The sequence below is a fragment of the Duganella aceris genome (assembly GCF_011090165.1).
Classification (GTDB): domain Bacteria; phylum Pseudomonadota; class Gammaproteobacteria; order Burkholderiales; family Burkholderiaceae_D; genus Rugamonas; species Rugamonas aceris.
This window is the reverse complement of the sequence record NZ_JAADJT010000010.1, coordinates 88082-102769: the sequence shown is the minus strand read 5'-3', so window position 1 is coordinate 102769 and position 14688 is coordinate 88082. Positions and strand designations below refer to the sequence as shown.

Annotated in this window: 18 protein-coding genes; 10 read left to right on the top strand and 8 right to left on the bottom strand. The window is 62.7% G+C overall.

What is annotated here, in order from left to right:
• The first annotated feature begins 11 nt into the window (after positions 1-11).
• From sucD to GW587_RS21425, 3 genes are all read left to right on the top strand, one after another.
• A complete protein-coding gene (sucD, locus tag GW587_RS21435) occupies positions 12-893 on the top strand; it encodes a succinate--CoA ligase subunit alpha (protein ID WP_166106638.1) in 882 nt (293 codons plus the stop codon).
• 68 nt (positions 894-961) lie between these two features.
• On the top strand, positions 962-1537 hold the full coding sequence (locus tag GW587_RS21430) for an FHA domain-containing protein (protein WP_166106637.1): 576 nt from the start codon (positions 962-964) through the stop codon (positions 1535-1537).
• A gap of 168 nt (positions 1538-1705) precedes the next feature.
• Positions 1706-2173 carry a pilin gene (locus GW587_RS21425; protein WP_166106636.1) on the top strand — a complete coding sequence of 156 codons (468 nt, stop codon included), beginning with the start codon at positions 1706-1708 and terminating at the stop codon, positions 2171-2173.
• 60 nt (positions 2174-2233) lie between these two features.
• Here GW587_RS21425 and GW587_RS21420 read toward each other — a convergent pair whose 3' ends face one another.
• From GW587_RS21420 to moaC, 4 genes are all read right to left on the bottom strand, one after another.
• On the bottom strand, positions 2234-2941 hold the full coding sequence (locus GW587_RS21420) for a flagellar brake protein (protein ID WP_166106635.1): 708 nt from the start codon (positions 2939-2941) through the stop codon (positions 2234-2236).
• 115 nt (positions 2942-3056) lie between these two features.
• Positions 3057-3512 (bottom strand): PIN domain-containing protein, encoded by a 456-nt coding sequence (locus GW587_RS21415; RefSeq protein WP_166106634.1) that lies wholly within the window; start codon positions 3510-3512, stop codon positions 3057-3059.
• Positions 3503-3700, bottom strand: coding sequence for a CopG family transcriptional regulator (locus GW587_RS21410; RefSeq protein ID WP_166106633.1), 198 nt, complete (start codon positions 3698-3700; stop codon positions 3503-3505). The genes GW587_RS21415 and GW587_RS21410 overlap by 10 nt, the downstream gene beginning before the upstream one ends.
• Before the next feature lie 79 nt (positions 3701-3779).
• On the bottom strand, positions 3780-4286 hold the full coding sequence (gene moaC / locus GW587_RS21405) for a cyclic pyranopterin monophosphate synthase MoaC (protein ID WP_166106632.1): 507 nt from the start codon (positions 4284-4286) through the stop codon (positions 3780-3782).
• Positions 4287-4416: 130 nt separating this feature from the next.
• Between moaC and GW587_RS21400 the strand changes: the two genes are divergently transcribed.
• Positions 4417-6108, top strand: coding sequence for a M48 family metalloprotease (locus GW587_RS21400; protein WP_166106631.1), 1692 nt, complete (start codon positions 4417-4419; stop codon positions 6106-6108).
• Here the strand turns inward: GW587_RS21400 and GW587_RS21395 are convergent.
• The 4 genes from GW587_RS21395 to GW587_RS21380 form a co-directional block, all read right to left on the bottom strand.
• The gene (locus GW587_RS21395; protein ID WP_166106630.1) at positions 6077-6685 is read right to left on the bottom strand and encodes a DUF2946 family protein; all 609 of its coding nucleotides are present in this window, start codon (positions 6683-6685) and stop codon (positions 6077-6079) included. The two genes, GW587_RS21400 and GW587_RS21395, sit on opposite strands and share 32 nt — an antisense overlap.
• On the bottom strand, positions 6678-7643 hold the full coding sequence (locus GW587_RS21390; RefSeq protein ID WP_166106629.1) for a YheT family hydrolase: 966 nt from the start codon (positions 7641-7643) through the stop codon (positions 6678-6680). Before GW587_RS21390 ends, GW587_RS21395 begins: the two co-directional genes overlap by 8 nt.
• A 103-nt stretch (positions 7644-7746) precedes the next feature.
• On the bottom strand, positions 7747-8175 hold the full coding sequence (locus tag GW587_RS21385; protein ID WP_166106628.1) for a YybH family protein: 429 nt from the start codon (positions 8173-8175) through the stop codon (positions 7747-7749).
• A gap of 13 nt (positions 8176-8188) precedes the next feature.
• A complete protein-coding gene (locus GW587_RS21380) occupies positions 8189-8395 on the bottom strand; it encodes a zinc-finger domain-containing protein (protein ID WP_166106627.1) in 207 nt (68 codons plus the stop codon).
• Between the two features lie 149 nt (positions 8396-8544).
• On the opposite strand from GW587_RS21380, the gene GW587_RS21375 reads away from it, so the two are divergent.
• From GW587_RS21375 to GW587_RS21350, 6 genes are all read left to right on the top strand, one after another.
• A complete protein-coding gene (locus GW587_RS21375) occupies positions 8545-9300 on the top strand; it encodes an AzlC family ABC transporter permease (RefSeq protein ID WP_166106626.1) in 756 nt (251 codons plus the stop codon).
• Positions 9293-9628: an AzlD domain-containing protein gene (locus GW587_RS21370; protein ID WP_166106625.1), complete on the top strand. Its 336-nt coding sequence runs from the start codon at positions 9293-9295 to the stop codon at positions 9626-9628. The genes GW587_RS21375 and GW587_RS21370 overlap by 8 nt, the downstream gene beginning before the upstream one ends.
• A gap of 64 nt (positions 9629-9692) precedes the next feature.
• The gene (locus GW587_RS21365) at positions 9693-10907 is read left to right on the top strand and encodes a phosphoglycerate kinase (protein ID WP_308495397.1); all 1215 of its coding nucleotides are present in this window, start codon (positions 9693-9695) and stop codon (positions 10905-10907) included.
• A 187-nt stretch (positions 10908-11094) separates the two neighbouring features.
• A complete protein-coding gene (gene pyk / locus GW587_RS21360) occupies positions 11095-12546 on the top strand; it encodes a pyruvate kinase (RefSeq protein ID WP_166106624.1) in 1452 nt (483 codons plus the stop codon).
• A gap of 75 nt (positions 12547-12621) precedes the next feature.
• On the top strand, positions 12622-13686 hold the full coding sequence (fba, locus tag GW587_RS21355; protein ID WP_166106623.1) for a class II fructose-bisphosphate aldolase: 1065 nt from the start codon (positions 12622-12624) through the stop codon (positions 13684-13686).
• Positions 13687-13794: 108 nt separating this feature from the next.
• Positions 13795-14688 carry a phosphoribosylaminoimidazolesuccinocarboxamide synthase gene (locus tag GW587_RS21350; protein WP_166106622.1) on the top strand — a complete coding sequence of 298 codons (894 nt, stop codon included), beginning with the start codon at positions 13795-13797 and terminating at the stop codon, positions 14686-14688.

Here is a 14688-nt window from a genome sequence, read left to right as displayed (position 1 = left end):
AAGGAATCAACATGTCCATTCTGATCAATAAAGATACCAAAGTCGTTACCCAAGGGATCACCGGCAAGACCGGCCAGTTCCACACCCGTGGTTGCCGTGACTACGCGAACGGCAAAGCCGCCTTCGTCGCAGGCGTGAACCCTAAGAAAGCCGGCGAAGATTTCGAAGGCATTCCAATTTTCGCTAGCGTTACCGAAGCCAAGAAAGAAACCGGCGCCAACGTTTCCGTGATCTACGTGCCGCCAGCTGGCGCCGCCGCCGCGATCTGGGAAGCCGTCGAAGCCGAAATGGATCTGGCGATTTGCATCACCGAAGGCATTCCAGTCCGCGACATGATGGCCCTGAAGGACCGCATGGCCAAGGCCGGCTCGAAGACCCTGCTGCTGGGCCCTAACTGCCCAGGCCTGATCACCCCTGACGAAATCAAGATCGGCATCATGCCGGGTCACATCCACAAGAAGGGCCGTATCGGCGTGGTCTCGCGTTCGGGCACCCTGACCTATGAAGCGGTCGGTCAACTGACCGCGCTGGGCCTGGGCCAGTCGTCGGCGGTTGGTATCGGCGGCGACCCGATCAACGGTCTGAAGCACATCGACGTCATGAAGATGTTCAACGACGATCCTGATACCGACGCGGTCATCATGATCGGCGAAATCGGCGGTCCGGACGAAGCCAACGCGGCTTACTGGATCAAAGACAACATGAAAAAACCGGTGGTCGGCTTCATCGCCGGTGTCACCGCTCCTCCGGGCAAGCGCATGGGCCACGCCGGCGCGCTGATCTCCGGCGGCGCGGACACCGCACAAGCCAAACTGGAAATCATGGAAGCTTGCGGCATCACCGTCACCAAAAACCCGTCCGAAATGGCGCGTCTGCTGAAAGCCATGCTGTAATAACAGCCGGCTTGAGTGTGGAATAATAATGGGGAGCTTCGGCTCCCCTTATTCATTGGAGAAGAGATTTGGCGAAGATCATCATCTCGCGGGATGGACAGATAGAGCAGCAGATACAACTGAGCAAGGAGCGCATGACCCTCGGGCGTCACCCGCGCAACGACATCGTGTTGTCGCATCCGGCGGTCAGCGGCGAGCACGCGGTGATCGTCACCATCCTCGACGACTCCTTTCTTGAAGACCTGCACAGCACCAACGGCACCTTTGTGAACGGGCACCGCATCGGCAAGCATTTCCTGCAGCACCAGGACGCGATCAAGATGGCCAAGTTCCAGGTGGAGTTCGTCGCCGACGGCGTACGGCCGTCGGCCGCCGCGCAACCGGTGCTGGCGGAAATCGAGGTCTTAAACGGCAACAACGCCGGCAAGCACGTCGCGCTGACCAAGCCGCAGACCACGCTCGGCCGCGCCGGCGTGCAGGTGGTGGTGATCCACCGTCAGCCGGAACTTTATACGATCACCCATGTCGAAGGCGCCCAACCGCCGCTGCTGAACGGCGTCGCCCTGTCGAAACAGCCGGCGCGGCTCAATCATGGCGACGTGATCGACCTCAGCGGGACGCGGATGGCGTTCCGAATCGCATGACAAAATTTGTCAGCCGGCGTTGTTCTGACAAATTGCGGCGGTCGGACTGACAAAAAATGGCAGTTTTAGCGATATTTTGCTGAATTTTTAAGCAAAAAAGGGCTGGCACGCGGATTGCTCTATGGTAATTGTCCCACCCAATTCGTGTTTAACCCAAGGAGTCGCAAAATGAAATCCATGAAAATGATGAAGAAACAAGCACAAGCCGGCTTCACCCTGATCGAACTGATGATCGTGGTTGCCATTATCGGTATTCTGGCCGCCGTCGCGATTCCAGCGTACAGCGACTACACCGCCAAGGCCAAGATCGCCAACGCGATGTCCTCGGTTGACTCGCTGAAAACCGCCGTCGCAGTCTGCGCCCAGGAAGCCGGTGGCAATCTGGCGACTTGCAACACGACCGATAAAGGCGTGGTCGCGACCTTCACCCCAACCAAAGAAGTTACCGCCGCAACGGTTACCGGCAGCGGCGTGATCGAAGCGACGCTGGCAACTGGTGTCGGTACCGGTATCGATGGCCTGAAAATCACTTTCACCCCAACCCTGGATGCTGGTGGTACCGCGATGACCTGGAAAAACACCACCACGGTGACTAATGCCGCCGCGCTGGCCGCCATCGAGAAGAACAACAAGTAATTCTCAGATGTAAGGTAAAAAACCGGCGCAAGCCGGTTTTTTTTCGTTCGTGTCGGCTGATCAGACTATCTTCTGGCGGTCGGCGATCAACGCCTCGTAGGTCAGGTTTTGCAGCATCGTGTAGTGAACCGGATCGAGATCGATGAACTGCACGCCGTAGGTGAACACCTCCGGCTTGTCGCCGGCCGCCGGCTTGACGATATTGATGTTGCGGATGGTCGCATTGGGATTGACGCGCACCTGGCGGTTGCCGGGCTGGGCGATCAGGTAGAACGACAGCCCGACCTGGGCATCATCCTCCGGCAGCTTCTTGGGCGACTCGATCAGCGCGCCGGAGACGCTCAGGTTGACCAGGAACACCGACGCCGCGCCGGTCGGGGTGGTGACCTGGGCCGGGATATCGACCTTGACCCGCATCGCCGCGCGCAGGCTGGTGCCCTGGATCGACACCGGGAACGACAGGTGGACATAAAACAGCGGACGCGGAAACACGCGCTGCACCACACACGAGAACGAGCAAACATTCACCCCGGAGAAGACGCGGATGGTGAGCTTATCGCCTTCGTTGACCGAAATCGGCGCGTTGTTCTCGAACGGCACCTTGACGATCATGTACTCGTCCTTGACCCAGCCGATCAGCGTCGAAAAATGTTGAATCGGCTTGATCGTGCGATGCGTGATGAATTGAATCCTGCCGCCCACCTGCAGGTTCATCTGCTCAAATTCATATTCCTGAGTCTTGGCTTCGCTCGGGGGAGTGCTGCTCATTCAGATTCTTTCTCGTATGCGTCTGGCAGTAAGACTAATCGTCGAAAAATTGTTTCCGCGACACTAATTATATACCCGCATGGGAAGAGTAACAATCAGACAATACGCCGAGCTGCTAATTGGTCGCCTGGTTCACCGGAGGCGCAGCGATATTGGCGATTTTGCCGTCGTGCAGATCATAGGGGAAGCGCAGATTGTTTCCCCGGAAGTCCTTTCTGTTGCGTGTCACCAGTAAGCGGCCTGTCACATTGGCTGTCGCCTGGATGATCGCATCCGGCAAGTGGATTTTTGGTGGATGGCGCATGCTGTCCGCGCGCACGGCTGCGGCCTCAAACATGATTGCATCGTTCGTGTGAATGACGCTGAAGGTAGCGATGAAGGTCCGCGCGGCGAGCATTTCGGCGGCAGTAATTCTGCCTGCCGCCTCTTCCGCTAAAGGTTTTGCGATCAGCTCCATCCACGTGATCGAGCTGATGGCAATATGCTTGAAGTAATGAAGTTCGATCATGGCCTGATCCACGCCTCTCAAGGCATCGATCAGTATGTTGCTATCGAACAGAGCTATTCCCATTCGGCGCGTACCTCAAGCTGGTATTCAAGACCATCCGGGAAAACGTTTTTTCCCTTGAAAATCCCGAAGGCCGCTTGCATGGCCTTATGTCGCAGTGCCAGTTGCTCTGCTGTCACCGTAGGCAGCGCTTCATCGGCGGAGATTGCCTTACTGGGAGGCTGTGTCCAGCCCGTCTTGTCCCGTTTCATGATATGCCCCGAGTTGCGATGTCGGACTCTCAAGTTTACTACCGACTCGTCCTGATTGCATGATCTCGCGCAAATGAGTTTAGCTCGTGGCGCTCCAATCCCCCGACTTGCCGCCGTGCTTTTCCATCACGCGGATATCGCCCATGACCATGCCCCGGTCGACGGCTTTGCACATGTCGTACACCGTCAACAAGCCGATCTGCACCGCAGTGAGCGCTTCCATTTCGACGCCGGTCTTGCCGTAGGTTTCGACCTGGGCCTTGCAGTGGACGCTGGCGTTGCCGACATCGGTCTCGAAATCCACCGTCACCCGCGTCAGCGCCAGCGGGTGACACAGCGGCACCAGGTCGCTGGTGCGTTTCGAGGCCATGATCGCGGCGATGCGCGCGATGCCCAGCACGTCGCCCTTCTTGGCCGTGCCGCTCATGATGATCGCCAGCGTCTCCGGCTTCATGCGGATGCTGCCGCTGGCCAGCGCGATGCGGTGCGTCTCGGCCTTGGCGCCGACGTCGACCATGTGCGCCTGTCCGCCGGCGTCGAAGTGGGTCAGATGGTCGGCGGGCGCTGCGGATTTTTCAGTGGTCATGGTAATGGGAGAGAGGGCGAAAAATAAGACATAATAGGGCGCTCTGCGACAGCGCCCGAGTTGTGGGTATCATATCACCGTGAATGCAAACCGTTTTCCTGTCAAAAGCCCAGCCCGCCGCTCGCTGCGCATGCGCGCGGTCGCGGCCGCGCTGTTGATCGCCATGCCGGTGGCGATGGCCCAAAACACGCTCGGCCCGGCCAAGATCCCCAACCTGCCGACCCTCGGCGACACCGAACGCCAGGACCTGTCGCCACTGATGGAGCGCAAGATCGGCGAGGAAATCATGCGCGACATCCGCCGCGACCGCGATTTCCTCGACGACGGCCCCATCCTCGAATACCTGAACACCTTCGGCAACGCGCTGGTGGCGGCCCGTCCCGGCGCGCGCGGCGAGGCCAATTTCGATTACTACTTCTTCGCGGTGCGCGATCCGCAGCTGAACGCGTTCGCGCTGCCGGGCGGTTTCATCGCGGTGCACTCGGCGCTGCTGCTGGCGGCGCAGACCGAGTCCGAACTGGCTTCGGTGCTGGGCCACGAGATCGGCCACGTGGCGCAGCGCCACATCGCCCGTTCCATCGGTCAGCAGAAACAGGATGCGCTGATTCCGCTGGCGGCCATGATCCTGGCGGCGCTGGCGTCGCGCGCCGGCGGCGACGCGGCGATCGGCGTGTTCATGGGCGGCCAGGGCCTGGCGATCCAGCGTCAGCTGAACTTCGGCCGCGACGCCGAACGCGAGGCCGACCGCATCGGTTTCCAGATCATGGGCGAGGCCGGATTCGATACCTCGGGCATGGTGGCGTTCTTCCAGCAGATGCAGGCTTCCACCCGCAACTATAGCGATCTGGTGCCGGCCTGGCTGCTGACCCACCCGTTGCCGAGCGAGCGTATCGCCGACATCCAGGCCCGCATCCGCGCCCAGCCGTACAAGCAGCGCCAGGACAGCCTGGACTTTTATCTGGTGCGTTCGCGCGCCCGCGTGCTGCAGGACCAGACCTCCACCGGCTACATCGAGGCGAAGACCTTCTTCCAGAACCAGATCACGCAGGACAGCTGGCAGCAAAAGGCCGCCGGCCAGTACGGCATGGCCTTCCTGACCATGAAGCAGGGCGACACCGCCAGCGCCCAGACCTGGCTCGACGCGGCGCGCGACACCGTCAACCGGCCGCCGCCGACCGGCGTGTTCGGCGCGGCGCCGCACACCAAGGCGGAGTCGATCTTTGCCGCGACCTCGATCGAGATCAAGCTGGCGCAGCCGGACAACAAGGCGATGCTGGCCAAGGCGGTGCAGGAGGCCGAGGCGGCGCATCAGAAGTTCCCGTTGTCGCGCGGCCTGGCGCATCAGTATGGCGAGGCGTTGATCGCCGACGGCAAGGTGGAGGAGGCGGCGGCGTATCTGCGCGACCAGGTTCAGCTCTATCGCGAAGATCCGAACGCCTACGATTTGCTGGCGCAGGCGTATTCCAAGCAGGGCAAGCTGGCCTTGCAGCATATCGCGCTGGCCGAGTCGTATGTGTTGCAGGGTGGCGTGCTGTCGGCGCTGGACCAGCTGAACTATGCGCGCAAGGCGCCCGATGCGTCGTTCTACGACCAGGCGGTGATCGATGCGCGCGAGCGCGAGTTGCAGGCGCGCCGCCGCGAGGAAATGGGCGACAAGGCCAAGAAGGATCTGGCCGATGCGCGTCCGGCGTTCAAGGCGGAGATGCGTTCCGGCGACGAGGCGAAGAAGAACAGCAATCCCTTCGACCAGAAGAGCGGCAATCCGTTCGACCGCCTGCGCAACGCCGACCCTACTCAGCCTTGGCCGGCGACGGTGCGCTGACGTAGCCGAAGCGCGCCGCTAACTGATCGGCGGTCACCCGCTCCACCGCGATCCGCCGGCCGCGATCGGTGAGCGTCAGCGCCGCCGGCGGCAGCGCGCCGCCTTCCAGCCATGCCAGCAGCGCCTCGTCGTCGACCGGCGCGTCATGCATATACAGCAGCGGCAGCGCCTGCGCGAAATCGCGGTCGTCCAGTTGCGCCACCACGTCGCCGCTGCGCAAGACCAGCGCGCCGGTTTCCGTCAGCACCGCCTCGTCGATCGCGCCCAGCGCGGCGCCGGTATGCAGCAGCCATCCGGCCGCCGGATCGGTGCGGACGATGTAGGGCGTCGCCTCCAGTTGCACGTACACCCGCTGCGGACCGTTCTGGAAATACCAGCAGCCGCGCTCGTCGGCCGCGTAGTTGCGCACGATGAAGGCGACCAGCGCCGCGTGGTTCAGCTTGTCGCCGGGCAGGTTCAGGTGCTGCGCGCGCTCGTCGCGCATGCGCCAGTTGCCGCGCGCGTCCAGGCCCAGCCAGCCGTAGCAGTAGGGGACGTTGGGCCATTTGGCCAGCGCTTGCTTGACGATGTCATCCATGTTGCTCCAGCCGCGCATTGGTGGTCATAAAGTGAATCAGGCGTTGCGGCAGCCAGTCGATCTTGCCCGGCGGTCCACCAACGGCGAAGCCGACATGGCCTCCTGTCGCAGGATAGTCCAATACCACCGGCGACGCCGCACGTTGCGGCAGATGCCGGCCCGGCAGGAAGGGATCGTTCTTCGCGTTCAGCACCAGCGTCGGCACGGTGATGTCGTTGAGGATGTGCTTGGCGCTGGCGCGGTCCCAGTAATCGTTGGTGTCGCGATAGCCGTGCAGCGGGGCGGTCACCACGTTGTCGAAGGCGTACAGGTCGCGCGCGGCGTGCAGCGCGTCGAGGTCGAACAGGCCGGGGAACTGCTTGAGCTTGGCCACGCACTTGGGCTTCAGCGTTTGCAGGAACATGCGGGTGTAGATCAGGTTCACGCCGCGCGACAGCGAGACGCCGCCCTGCGCCAGGTCGAGCGGCGCGGAGACCGAACAGGCGGCGTCGACGAAGTCGGCCTGGTGCTGCGATTCGCCCAGCCAGCGCAACAGCGCGTTGCCGCCGAGCGAGACGCCGGCCGCGTAGAACTTGCCCTGGTCTGTGCGCTGCGCGCGCAGGCGGCGGATGATCCAGTCGATCTCGGCGGCGTCGCCGGAGTGGTAGAAGCGCGGCGCGCGGTTGGCTTCGCCGGAGCAGCCGCGGAAGTGCGGCACCGCGCCGGACCAGCCGCGCGCGGCGATGGCGGCCATCAAGGCGCGCGCGTAGTGGCTGTCGGACGAGCCTTCCAGGCCGTGGAACAGCACCACGAACGGCTGGCCCGGCTGGCCGTCGACGAAATCGACGTCGACGAAATCGCCATCCGGCGCGTCCCAGCGCTCGCGGCGGAACCGCACCGCCGGCCGGGCGATCGCGGTGGCCGGATAGATCGTCTGCAGATGGCCGCCTGGAAGCCAGAAAGGCGCGGAATACTTCATGTCGAAATCGCCGTCGGTTGATTGAGCCGGGCGTTCACCCGGTAAGGCGGGGTCGGACCCCGTACGGGGTCCGACCCCTGTGTGCCGCCGTGCGGGGTACGGCCTAGTGCAGGATTTGCGCCCGCGTATCGACCGGGACCGGACCGGGCGCGACCGACACATGGTGCAGCACGATGCGCCAGCCGCGCGGGGTCTTGCTGTAGACGTTGGTGGCGATCAGGTGCGCCGGCTCGCCGCTGGCGGCCGTCGTGCCTTCGACCACCGTGTGCACCGAACTCATCAACGTATGCGTCTCATGCAGCTGCGACGGCATGATATGCAGGCCGCCGTGCTCCAGGATGCCGCTCCACGAGGCGCGGATCGCCGCATGGCCGATCAGGCGCTGCCCGCCCGGGTGCACGCAGACGATCTCGTCGTCGTCGGCCCACAAGGCCATCAGCGCATCCAGGTCGGCGCGGTTGAGCGCGTCGTAGAATGCCGCTTCGGTTTCGACCGCGCTGCCGTTCATCTGCTTGACTCGTTTTGTCGGCATGAACGTGGACCGATCAGTGATGGCCGACCACGGTGCCCGGCTTCAGGCGGTAGGCGGTGCCGCAGTACGGGCACTTGGCGACGCCGTCATGGTTGAATTCGAGGAAAACGCGCGGATGCGACGACCACAGCGGCATCGCCGGGTTCGGGCAGTGGGCCGGCAAATCCTTGCCCTCGAGTTCAACGGCGTTGGCGGCGGCGGACGTGTTGGCGTTGGTCATGTTGTTTGTGCTCCGAAAGGCGTGAGGAAAACCACGATTTTAACGGATTCGCGCATTGAGCAAAAATCATCGGTAAAATAGCGCCTCAACAATCCCGGTACGGTCAGCTATGTGGCGGGAATGCCACACGAATTCCAGCGACTTTCCCGATGACCGAACCGAGCAGTACGACCTCGTCGCCCTACGTGGCGGAACACCATGAACCCTCCTGGCGCGAAGGCGTCAAAACCGGCATACCGTCGCTGTTCGGCATCGGCGCCTGGGGCCTGGTGGTCGGCATCGCGATGATCAAGTCCGGTTTGACCATCCCGCAGGCGCTGGGCATGACGCTGGTGGTGTTCGCCGGCTCGGCCCAGCTGGCGGCCTTGCCGTTGATCGCCTCCGGCGCGCCGATCTGGGTGATTTTCCTCACCGCGCTGGTGGTCAACCTGCGTTTCGTCATCTTTTCCGCGCTGCTGGCGCCGCACTTCGCCCACCTGCCGTGGCGCAAACGGCTGTTGTTGGGCTACGTGGCCGGCGACATGACGGTGGCGCTGTTCCTGCAAAAATACCCGTCCGAAGCGCCGCAGGTCGGCAAATTGTCCTATTTGAAGGGCTTGCTGTACCCGAACTGGGGCTCGTGGCAGGTCGGCTCGATCGCCGGCATCTTCCTCGGCAGCACCGTGCCGCCCGAATGGGGCCTGGGTTTCGCCGGCACGCTGGCCATCATCTGCGTGATGATCCCGCTGATGATCGGCCGCCCGGCGCTGTGCGGCGTGCTGGTGGCGGGCGCGGTGTCGGTGCTGGCGGCCGGTTTGCCGTACAAGCTGGGGCTGCTGCTGGCGGTGCTGGTGGGCATGCTGACCGCGATGGCGATCGAAGAGGGGACCGAGAAATTGCGTAGTAAAGGAAAACAGCATGACTGATTGGGAAGTCTGGGTTGTCATCGGGGTGCTGGCGCTGGCCACCGCCGCCACCCGCAGCTCGTTCTGGCTGATCGGCCACCACATCACGATTCCGAAGCGGGTGCAGGAAATGCTGCGCTACGCGCCGGCCTGCGCGCTGGCCGCCATCGTGGCTCCGGACCTGATCCTGGCCGCCGACGGCCGCGCGGTGCTTGATTTGAGCAATCTCAAACTGGTGTCCGGAATTGTGGCGACGATCTATTATTTGCTGCGGCGCAATATGTTGGAAACCATCGTATTCGGCATGGCATTCTTTACTGCGCTACGCTTGATGTATGTAGTTCAATAACAGAAAAATCACGCCGGGCTTGCGGTAAAATAGCGCTCTTTCCTCAACTCGACTTTGGGTAGCCATGTCCGCTGTTTTGAACTTCATCCGTCTGCAAGACCTCATCGCCCAGAACGCACTGCAAGGCAAACGTGTATTCATTCGCGCCGATTTGAACGTGCCGCAGGATGATGCGGGCAATATCACCGAAGATACGCGCATTCGCGCTTCCGTTCCCGCCATCAAGGCGGCTGCTGCCGCAGGCGCGAAGGTGATGGTCACGTCCCACCTGGGCCGTCCGACCGAAGGCGAGTTCAAGCCGGAAGACAGCCTGGCGCCGGTCGCCAAGCGCCTGTCCGAGCTGCTGGGCCAGCCGGTCGAGCTGAAGCAGGACTGGGTCGACGGCGCCGGTCTGGAAGGCCTGCAGGCCGGCCAGGTGGTGTTGCTGGAAAACGTACGCGTCAACAAGGGCGAGAAGAAGAACAGCGACGAACTCGCGCAGAAAATGGCCGCTTTGTGCGACATTTACGTCAATGACGCCTTCGGCACCGCGCACCGCGCGGAAGCCTCGACGCACGGCATCGCCAAGTTCGCGCCGGTCGCGGCCGCCGGCCCGCTGTTGGCCGCCGAGCTGGACGCGCTGGGCAAGGCGCTGGGCGCCCCGGCCCGTCCGCTGCTGGCGATCGTCGCCGGTTCGAAAGTTTCCTCCAAATTGTCGATCCTGAAGGCGCTGGCCGACAAGGTCGACAACCTGATCGTCGGCGGCGGCATCGCCAACACCTTCATGAAGGCCGTCGGCCTGAACATCGGCAAGTCGCTGGTCGAGAACGAACTGGTGGAAGAAGCCAAGGCCATCATCGACATCATGGCCAAGCGCGGCGCGCAGGTGCCGATCCCGGTCGATGTGGTCTGCGCCAAGGAATTCTCGCCAAGCGCGGTCGCCACCGTCAAGGACGTGGCCGACGTGGCGGACGACGACATGATCCTGGATATCGGTCCGAAAACCGCCGCCATCCTGGCCGCGCAGATCGGCGCCGCCGGCACCATCGTCTGGAACGGCCCGGTCGGCGTGTTCGAATTCGACCAGTTCGGCGAAGGCACCAAGACGCTGGCACTGGCCATCGCCGGGTCCAAGGCGTTCTCGATCGCCGGCGGCGGCGATACGCTGGCGGCGATCGCCAAGTACAACATCACCGAGCAGATCGGCTACATTTCCACCGGCGGCGGCGCGTTCCTGGAGTTCCTGGAAGGCAAGACCCTGCCGGCGGTCGAAATTCTGACCCAGCGCGCGGCGAAGTAAACCATAGTAAATAGCACGGTCGTGCTTTGTAGCAAATTAACAGTAGAATCCAGGTAATGCCTGGGAAGGGCACGAAATTTGTAGCTTTGCTACAAATTTCCTGTCTTAACCACAACAAACAGCGCAGCTTTTCCTGGTCCCCGTTACTCGCGGGGACTGTTCGCATGACCCAACGCTAAGGAATTCTATGTCTCGTGGTACCAAAATTGTCGCAACGATCGGCCCAGCTTCTACCGACTTCAACGTCCTGGTCAAAATGATTCGCGCCGGCGTCGACGTCGTGCGCTTGAATTTCTCGCACGGCAAGGCGCAGGATCACATCGACCGCGCCAACCTGGTGCGCGAAGCCGCCGCCGAGTGCGGCCGCGAAGTGGCGATCATGGCGGACATGCAAGGCCCTAAAATCCGCGTCGGCAAGTTCGAAAATGGTAAGATCGACCTGGTCAACGGCGAAAAGTTCATTCTCGACGCCAAATGGGGCGAAAACGGCGAACTGGGCAACCAGGAACGCGTCGGCCTCGATTACAAGGCGCTGCCGCAGGATTTGCGTCCGGACGACAAGCTGTTGCTGAACGACGGCCTGATTGTGCTGATCGTCGACAAGATCGTCGGCAGCGAGATTTACACCACCGTGAAAATCGGCGGCGAGCTGTCGAACAACAAGGGCATCAATCGCCAGGGCGGCGGCTTGACCGCGCCGGCGCTGACCGCCAAGGACATGGAAGACATCAAGACGGCGATGAGTTTCCAGGCCGATTACCTGGCGATTTCGTTCCCGAAAAGCGCGACCGACATGGAAATGGCGCGCCAGCTGGCCAACATCGCCGGCGAGCCGTTCGGCCACAAGCCGCTGATGATCGCCAAGATCGAGCGCGCCGAAGCGATCCCTGCGCTGCAGGAGATCCTCGACGCCTCCGACGGCATCATGGTGGCGCGCGGCGACCTGGCGGTGGAAGTGGGCAACGCGGCGGTGCCGGCGTTGCAGAAGCGTATGATCAAGATGGCGCGCGAGTCGAACAAGCTGGCGATCACCGCGACCCAGATGATGGAGTCGATGATCTTCAACGCCGTGCCGACCCGCGCCGAAGTGTCGGACGTGGCCAACGCGGTGCTGGACGGCACCGACGCGGTGATGACCTCGGCGGAAACCGCCTCGGGCCGCTACCCGATCGAGACCGTGGAAATGATGGCCGCCATTTGCGTGGAAGCCGAGCAGTCCGAGTACAACAAGCTCGACGCCGACTTCCTGAATGCGACCTTCACCCGGATCGACCAGTCGATCGCCTACGGCGCGCTGTTCACCGCGCACCATCTGGCGGTGAAGGCGATCGTGGCGTTGACCGAGTCCGGTTCGACCGCGCTGTGGATGAGCCGTCATAACATCGACACGCCGATCTACGCGCTGACGCCGAGCATCACCACCGCGCGCAAGGTGGCGCTGTACCGCAACGTCAAGTCTTACAATCTGTCCCAGGCCGGCGATAGCGCGCAGGTGCTGAAGCAGGCCGAGGATCTGCTGGTGCAGAACGGCATCGTCAAGAAGGGCGACATGATCGTCGTGACGTGGGGCGCCCAGATGGGCCAGGCCGGCGGCACCAATGCGCTGCGTATCGTCAAGGTTGGAGAAGCATCTAAGTAAGTCCGATAGCGCCGCGCCCCGGAAGGGCGCGGCAACGCTCCGGCAACCAGGTTTTTTATTGTTTGGAGTACTACCATGTCCCTCGTATCCATGCGTCAACTGCTGGACCATGCCGCCGAAAACGGTTATGGCATCCCTGCCTTCAACGTCAACAATCTGGAGCAAGTGCAGGCCATCATGGCCGCCGCCGATGCGCTCAACAGCCCGGTGATCATGCAGGCCTCGGCCGGCGCGCGTAAATACGCGGGCGAAGCCTTCCTGCGCCATTTGATCGACGCCGCCGTCGAAGCCTACCCGCACATCCCGGTGGTCATGCACCAGGACCACGGCCAGTCGCCGGCGGTGTGCCAGGCCGCGATCCGCTCCGGCTTCACCTCGGTGATGATGGACGGTTCGCTGGAAGCGGACGGCAAGTCGGTCGCATCGTACGAGTACAACGTCGAAGTGTCGAAGGAAGTGGTGAAGTTCTCGCACGCCATCGGCGTCACGGTGGAAGCCGAACTGGGCGTGCTCGGTTCGCTGGAAACCATGAAGGGCGACAAGGAAGACGGCCACGGCGCCGAAGGCACCATGACCCGCGAACAACTGCTGACCGACGTGGCCCAGGCCGCCGACTTCGTGCAGCGCACCCAGTGCGACGCGCTGGCGATCGCCATCGGCACCTCGCACGGCGCCTACAAGTTTACCCGCAAGCCGACCGGCGACATCCTGGCCATCGACCGCATCAAGGAAATCCACGCCCGCATCCCGAACACCCACCTGGTGATGCACGGTTCGTCGTCGGTGCCGCAGGAACTGCTGGCCATCATCCGCGAATTCGGCGGCGACATGAAGGAAACCTACGGCGTGCCGGTCGAAGAGATCCAGGAAGGCATCCGTCACGGCGTGCGCAAGATCAACATCGACACCGACATCCGCCTGGCGATGACGGCCGCCGTGCGCCAGTACCTGTTCCAGAACCCGTCCAAGTTCGACCCGCGCGACTTCCTCAAGCCGGCCCGCGCCGCCGCCGAGCTGGTGGTGCGCGCCCGTTTCCAGGCCTTCGGCTGCGAAGGCCAGGCGTCGAAAATCAAGGTCATTCCGCTGGATAAAATGGCCGAGCGTTACAAGGCCGGCGAGCTGGCCCAGATTGTGAAGTAAAATTCTGTTTGGAACGGGCCGGGGGAGCACCTCCGGCCCGATTTTCTCGACCGGCGGGCGAGGTTTTCCACTCCCGCCGGTTTCGCTTTTATCAACACATCCCCCGCTATGAACAGCCTCTACCAAACCTCGATCCACTCCCTGCCACTGCTCGGCCACGGCAAGGTCCGCGACAACTACGCCGTCGGCGAAGACAAGATCCTGATCGTCACCACCGACCGCCTGTCGGCCTTCGACGTCGTCATGAACGAGCCTATCCCCGGCAAGGGCATGGTCCTGAACCAGATGAGCGATTTCTGGTTCGAGAAGCTCGGCCACATCGTGCCGAACCATCTGACCGGCGTCGCGCCGGAGTCGGTGGTGGCCGCCGAGGAAGTGGAACAGGTCAAGGGCCGCGCCGTGGTGGCCAAGCGCCTGAAGCCGATCATGGTCGAGGCGGTGGTGCGCGGTTACATCATCGGTTCGGGCTGGAAGGATTACCAGGAGACCGGCAGCATCTGCGGCATCGCGCTGCCGGCCGGCCTGCAACAGGCCGAGAAACTGCCGGAGCCGCTGTTCACCCCGGCCGCCAAGGCCGACCTGGGCGAGCACGACGAAAACATCAGCTACGCCGACATGGAAAGCCGCATCGGCGCCGAACTGGCCGCCAAGATGCGCGACGTCAGCATCCAGCTGTACAAGACCGCCGCCGAATACGCGGCCACGCGCGGCATCATCATCGCCGACACCAAGTTCGAATTCGGCCTGGACGACAACGGCGTCATGCACCTGATGGATGAAGTGCTGACCGCCGACTCGTCGCGCTTCTGGCCGGCCGACTCCTACCAGCCGGGCATGTCGCCGCCGTCGTTCGACAAGCAGTTCGTGCGCGACTACCTGGAAACCCTGACCTGGGGCAAGACCGCGCCGGCGCCGTCGCTGCCGGCCGACGTCATCGACAAAACCCAGGCCAAGTATTTCGAAGCGATCGAACGCCTGACCGGCGAAAAGCTGAAGGCATAA

What these genes read in the sequence shown, in the direction of transcription:
- GW587_RS21395 (WP_166106630.1), bottom strand. Translation starts at nt 6,685, where the DNA reads ATGGATGACATCGTCAAGCAAGCGCTGGCCAAATGGCCCAACGTCCCC.
- GW587_RS21375 (WP_166106626.1), top strand. Translation starts at nt 8,545, where the DNA reads ATGACCGAACCGAGCAGTACGACCTCGTCGCCCTACGTGGCGGAACAC.
- GW587_RS21415 (WP_166106634.1), bottom strand. Translation starts at nt 3,512, where the DNA reads ATGGGAATAGCTCTGTTCGATAGCAACATACTGATCGATGCCTTGAGA.
- GW587_RS21385 (WP_166106628.1), bottom strand. Translation starts at nt 8,175, where the DNA reads ATGCCGACAAAACGAGTCAAGCAGATGAACGGCAGCGCGGTCGAAACC.
- GW587_RS21380 (WP_166106627.1), bottom strand. Translation starts at nt 8,395, where the DNA reads ATGACCAACGCCAACACGTCCGCCGCCGCCAACGCCGTTGAACTCGAG.
- pyk (WP_166106624.1), top strand. Translation starts at nt 11,095, where the DNA reads ATGTCTCGTGGTACCAAAATTGTCGCAACGATCGGCCCAGCTTCTACC.
- GW587_RS21365 (WP_308495397.1), top strand. Translation starts at nt 9,693, where the DNA reads ATGTCCGCTGTTTTGAACTTCATCCGTCTGCAAGACCTCATCGCCCAG.
- GW587_RS21370 (WP_166106625.1), top strand. Translation starts at nt 9,293, where the DNA reads ATGACTGATTGGGAAGTCTGGGTTGTCATCGGGGTGCTGGCGCTGGCC.
- GW587_RS21420 (WP_166106635.1), bottom strand. Translation starts at nt 2,941, where the DNA reads ATGAGCAGCACTCCCCCGAGCGAAGCCAAGACTCAGGAATATGAATTT.
- GW587_RS21425 (WP_166106636.1), top strand. Translation starts at nt 1,706, where the DNA reads ATGAAATCCATGAAAATGATGAAGAAACAAGCACAAGCCGGCTTCACC.
- GW587_RS21350 (WP_166106622.1), top strand. Translation starts at nt 13,795, where the DNA reads ATGAACAGCCTCTACCAAACCTCGATCCACTCCCTGCCACTGCTCGGC.
- GW587_RS21410 (WP_166106633.1), bottom strand. Translation starts at nt 3,700, where the DNA reads ATGAAACGGGACAAGACGGGCTGGACACAGCCTCCCAGTAAGGCAATC.
- fba (WP_166106623.1), top strand. Translation starts at nt 12,622, where the DNA reads ATGTCCCTCGTATCCATGCGTCAACTGCTGGACCATGCCGCCGAAAAC.
- GW587_RS21400 (WP_166106631.1), top strand. Translation starts at nt 4,417, where the DNA reads ATGCGCGCGGTCGCGGCCGCGCTGTTGATCGCCATGCCGGTGGCGATG.
- moaC (WP_166106632.1), bottom strand. Translation starts at nt 4,286, where the DNA reads ATGACCACTGAAAAATCCGCAGCGCCCGCCGACCATCTGACCCACTTC.
- GW587_RS21390 (WP_166106629.1), bottom strand. Translation starts at nt 7,643, where the DNA reads ATGAAGTATTCCGCGCCTTTCTGGCTTCCAGGCGGCCATCTGCAGACG.
- sucD (WP_166106638.1), top strand. Translation starts at nt 12, where the DNA reads ATGTCCATTCTGATCAATAAAGATACCAAAGTCGTTACCCAAGGGATC.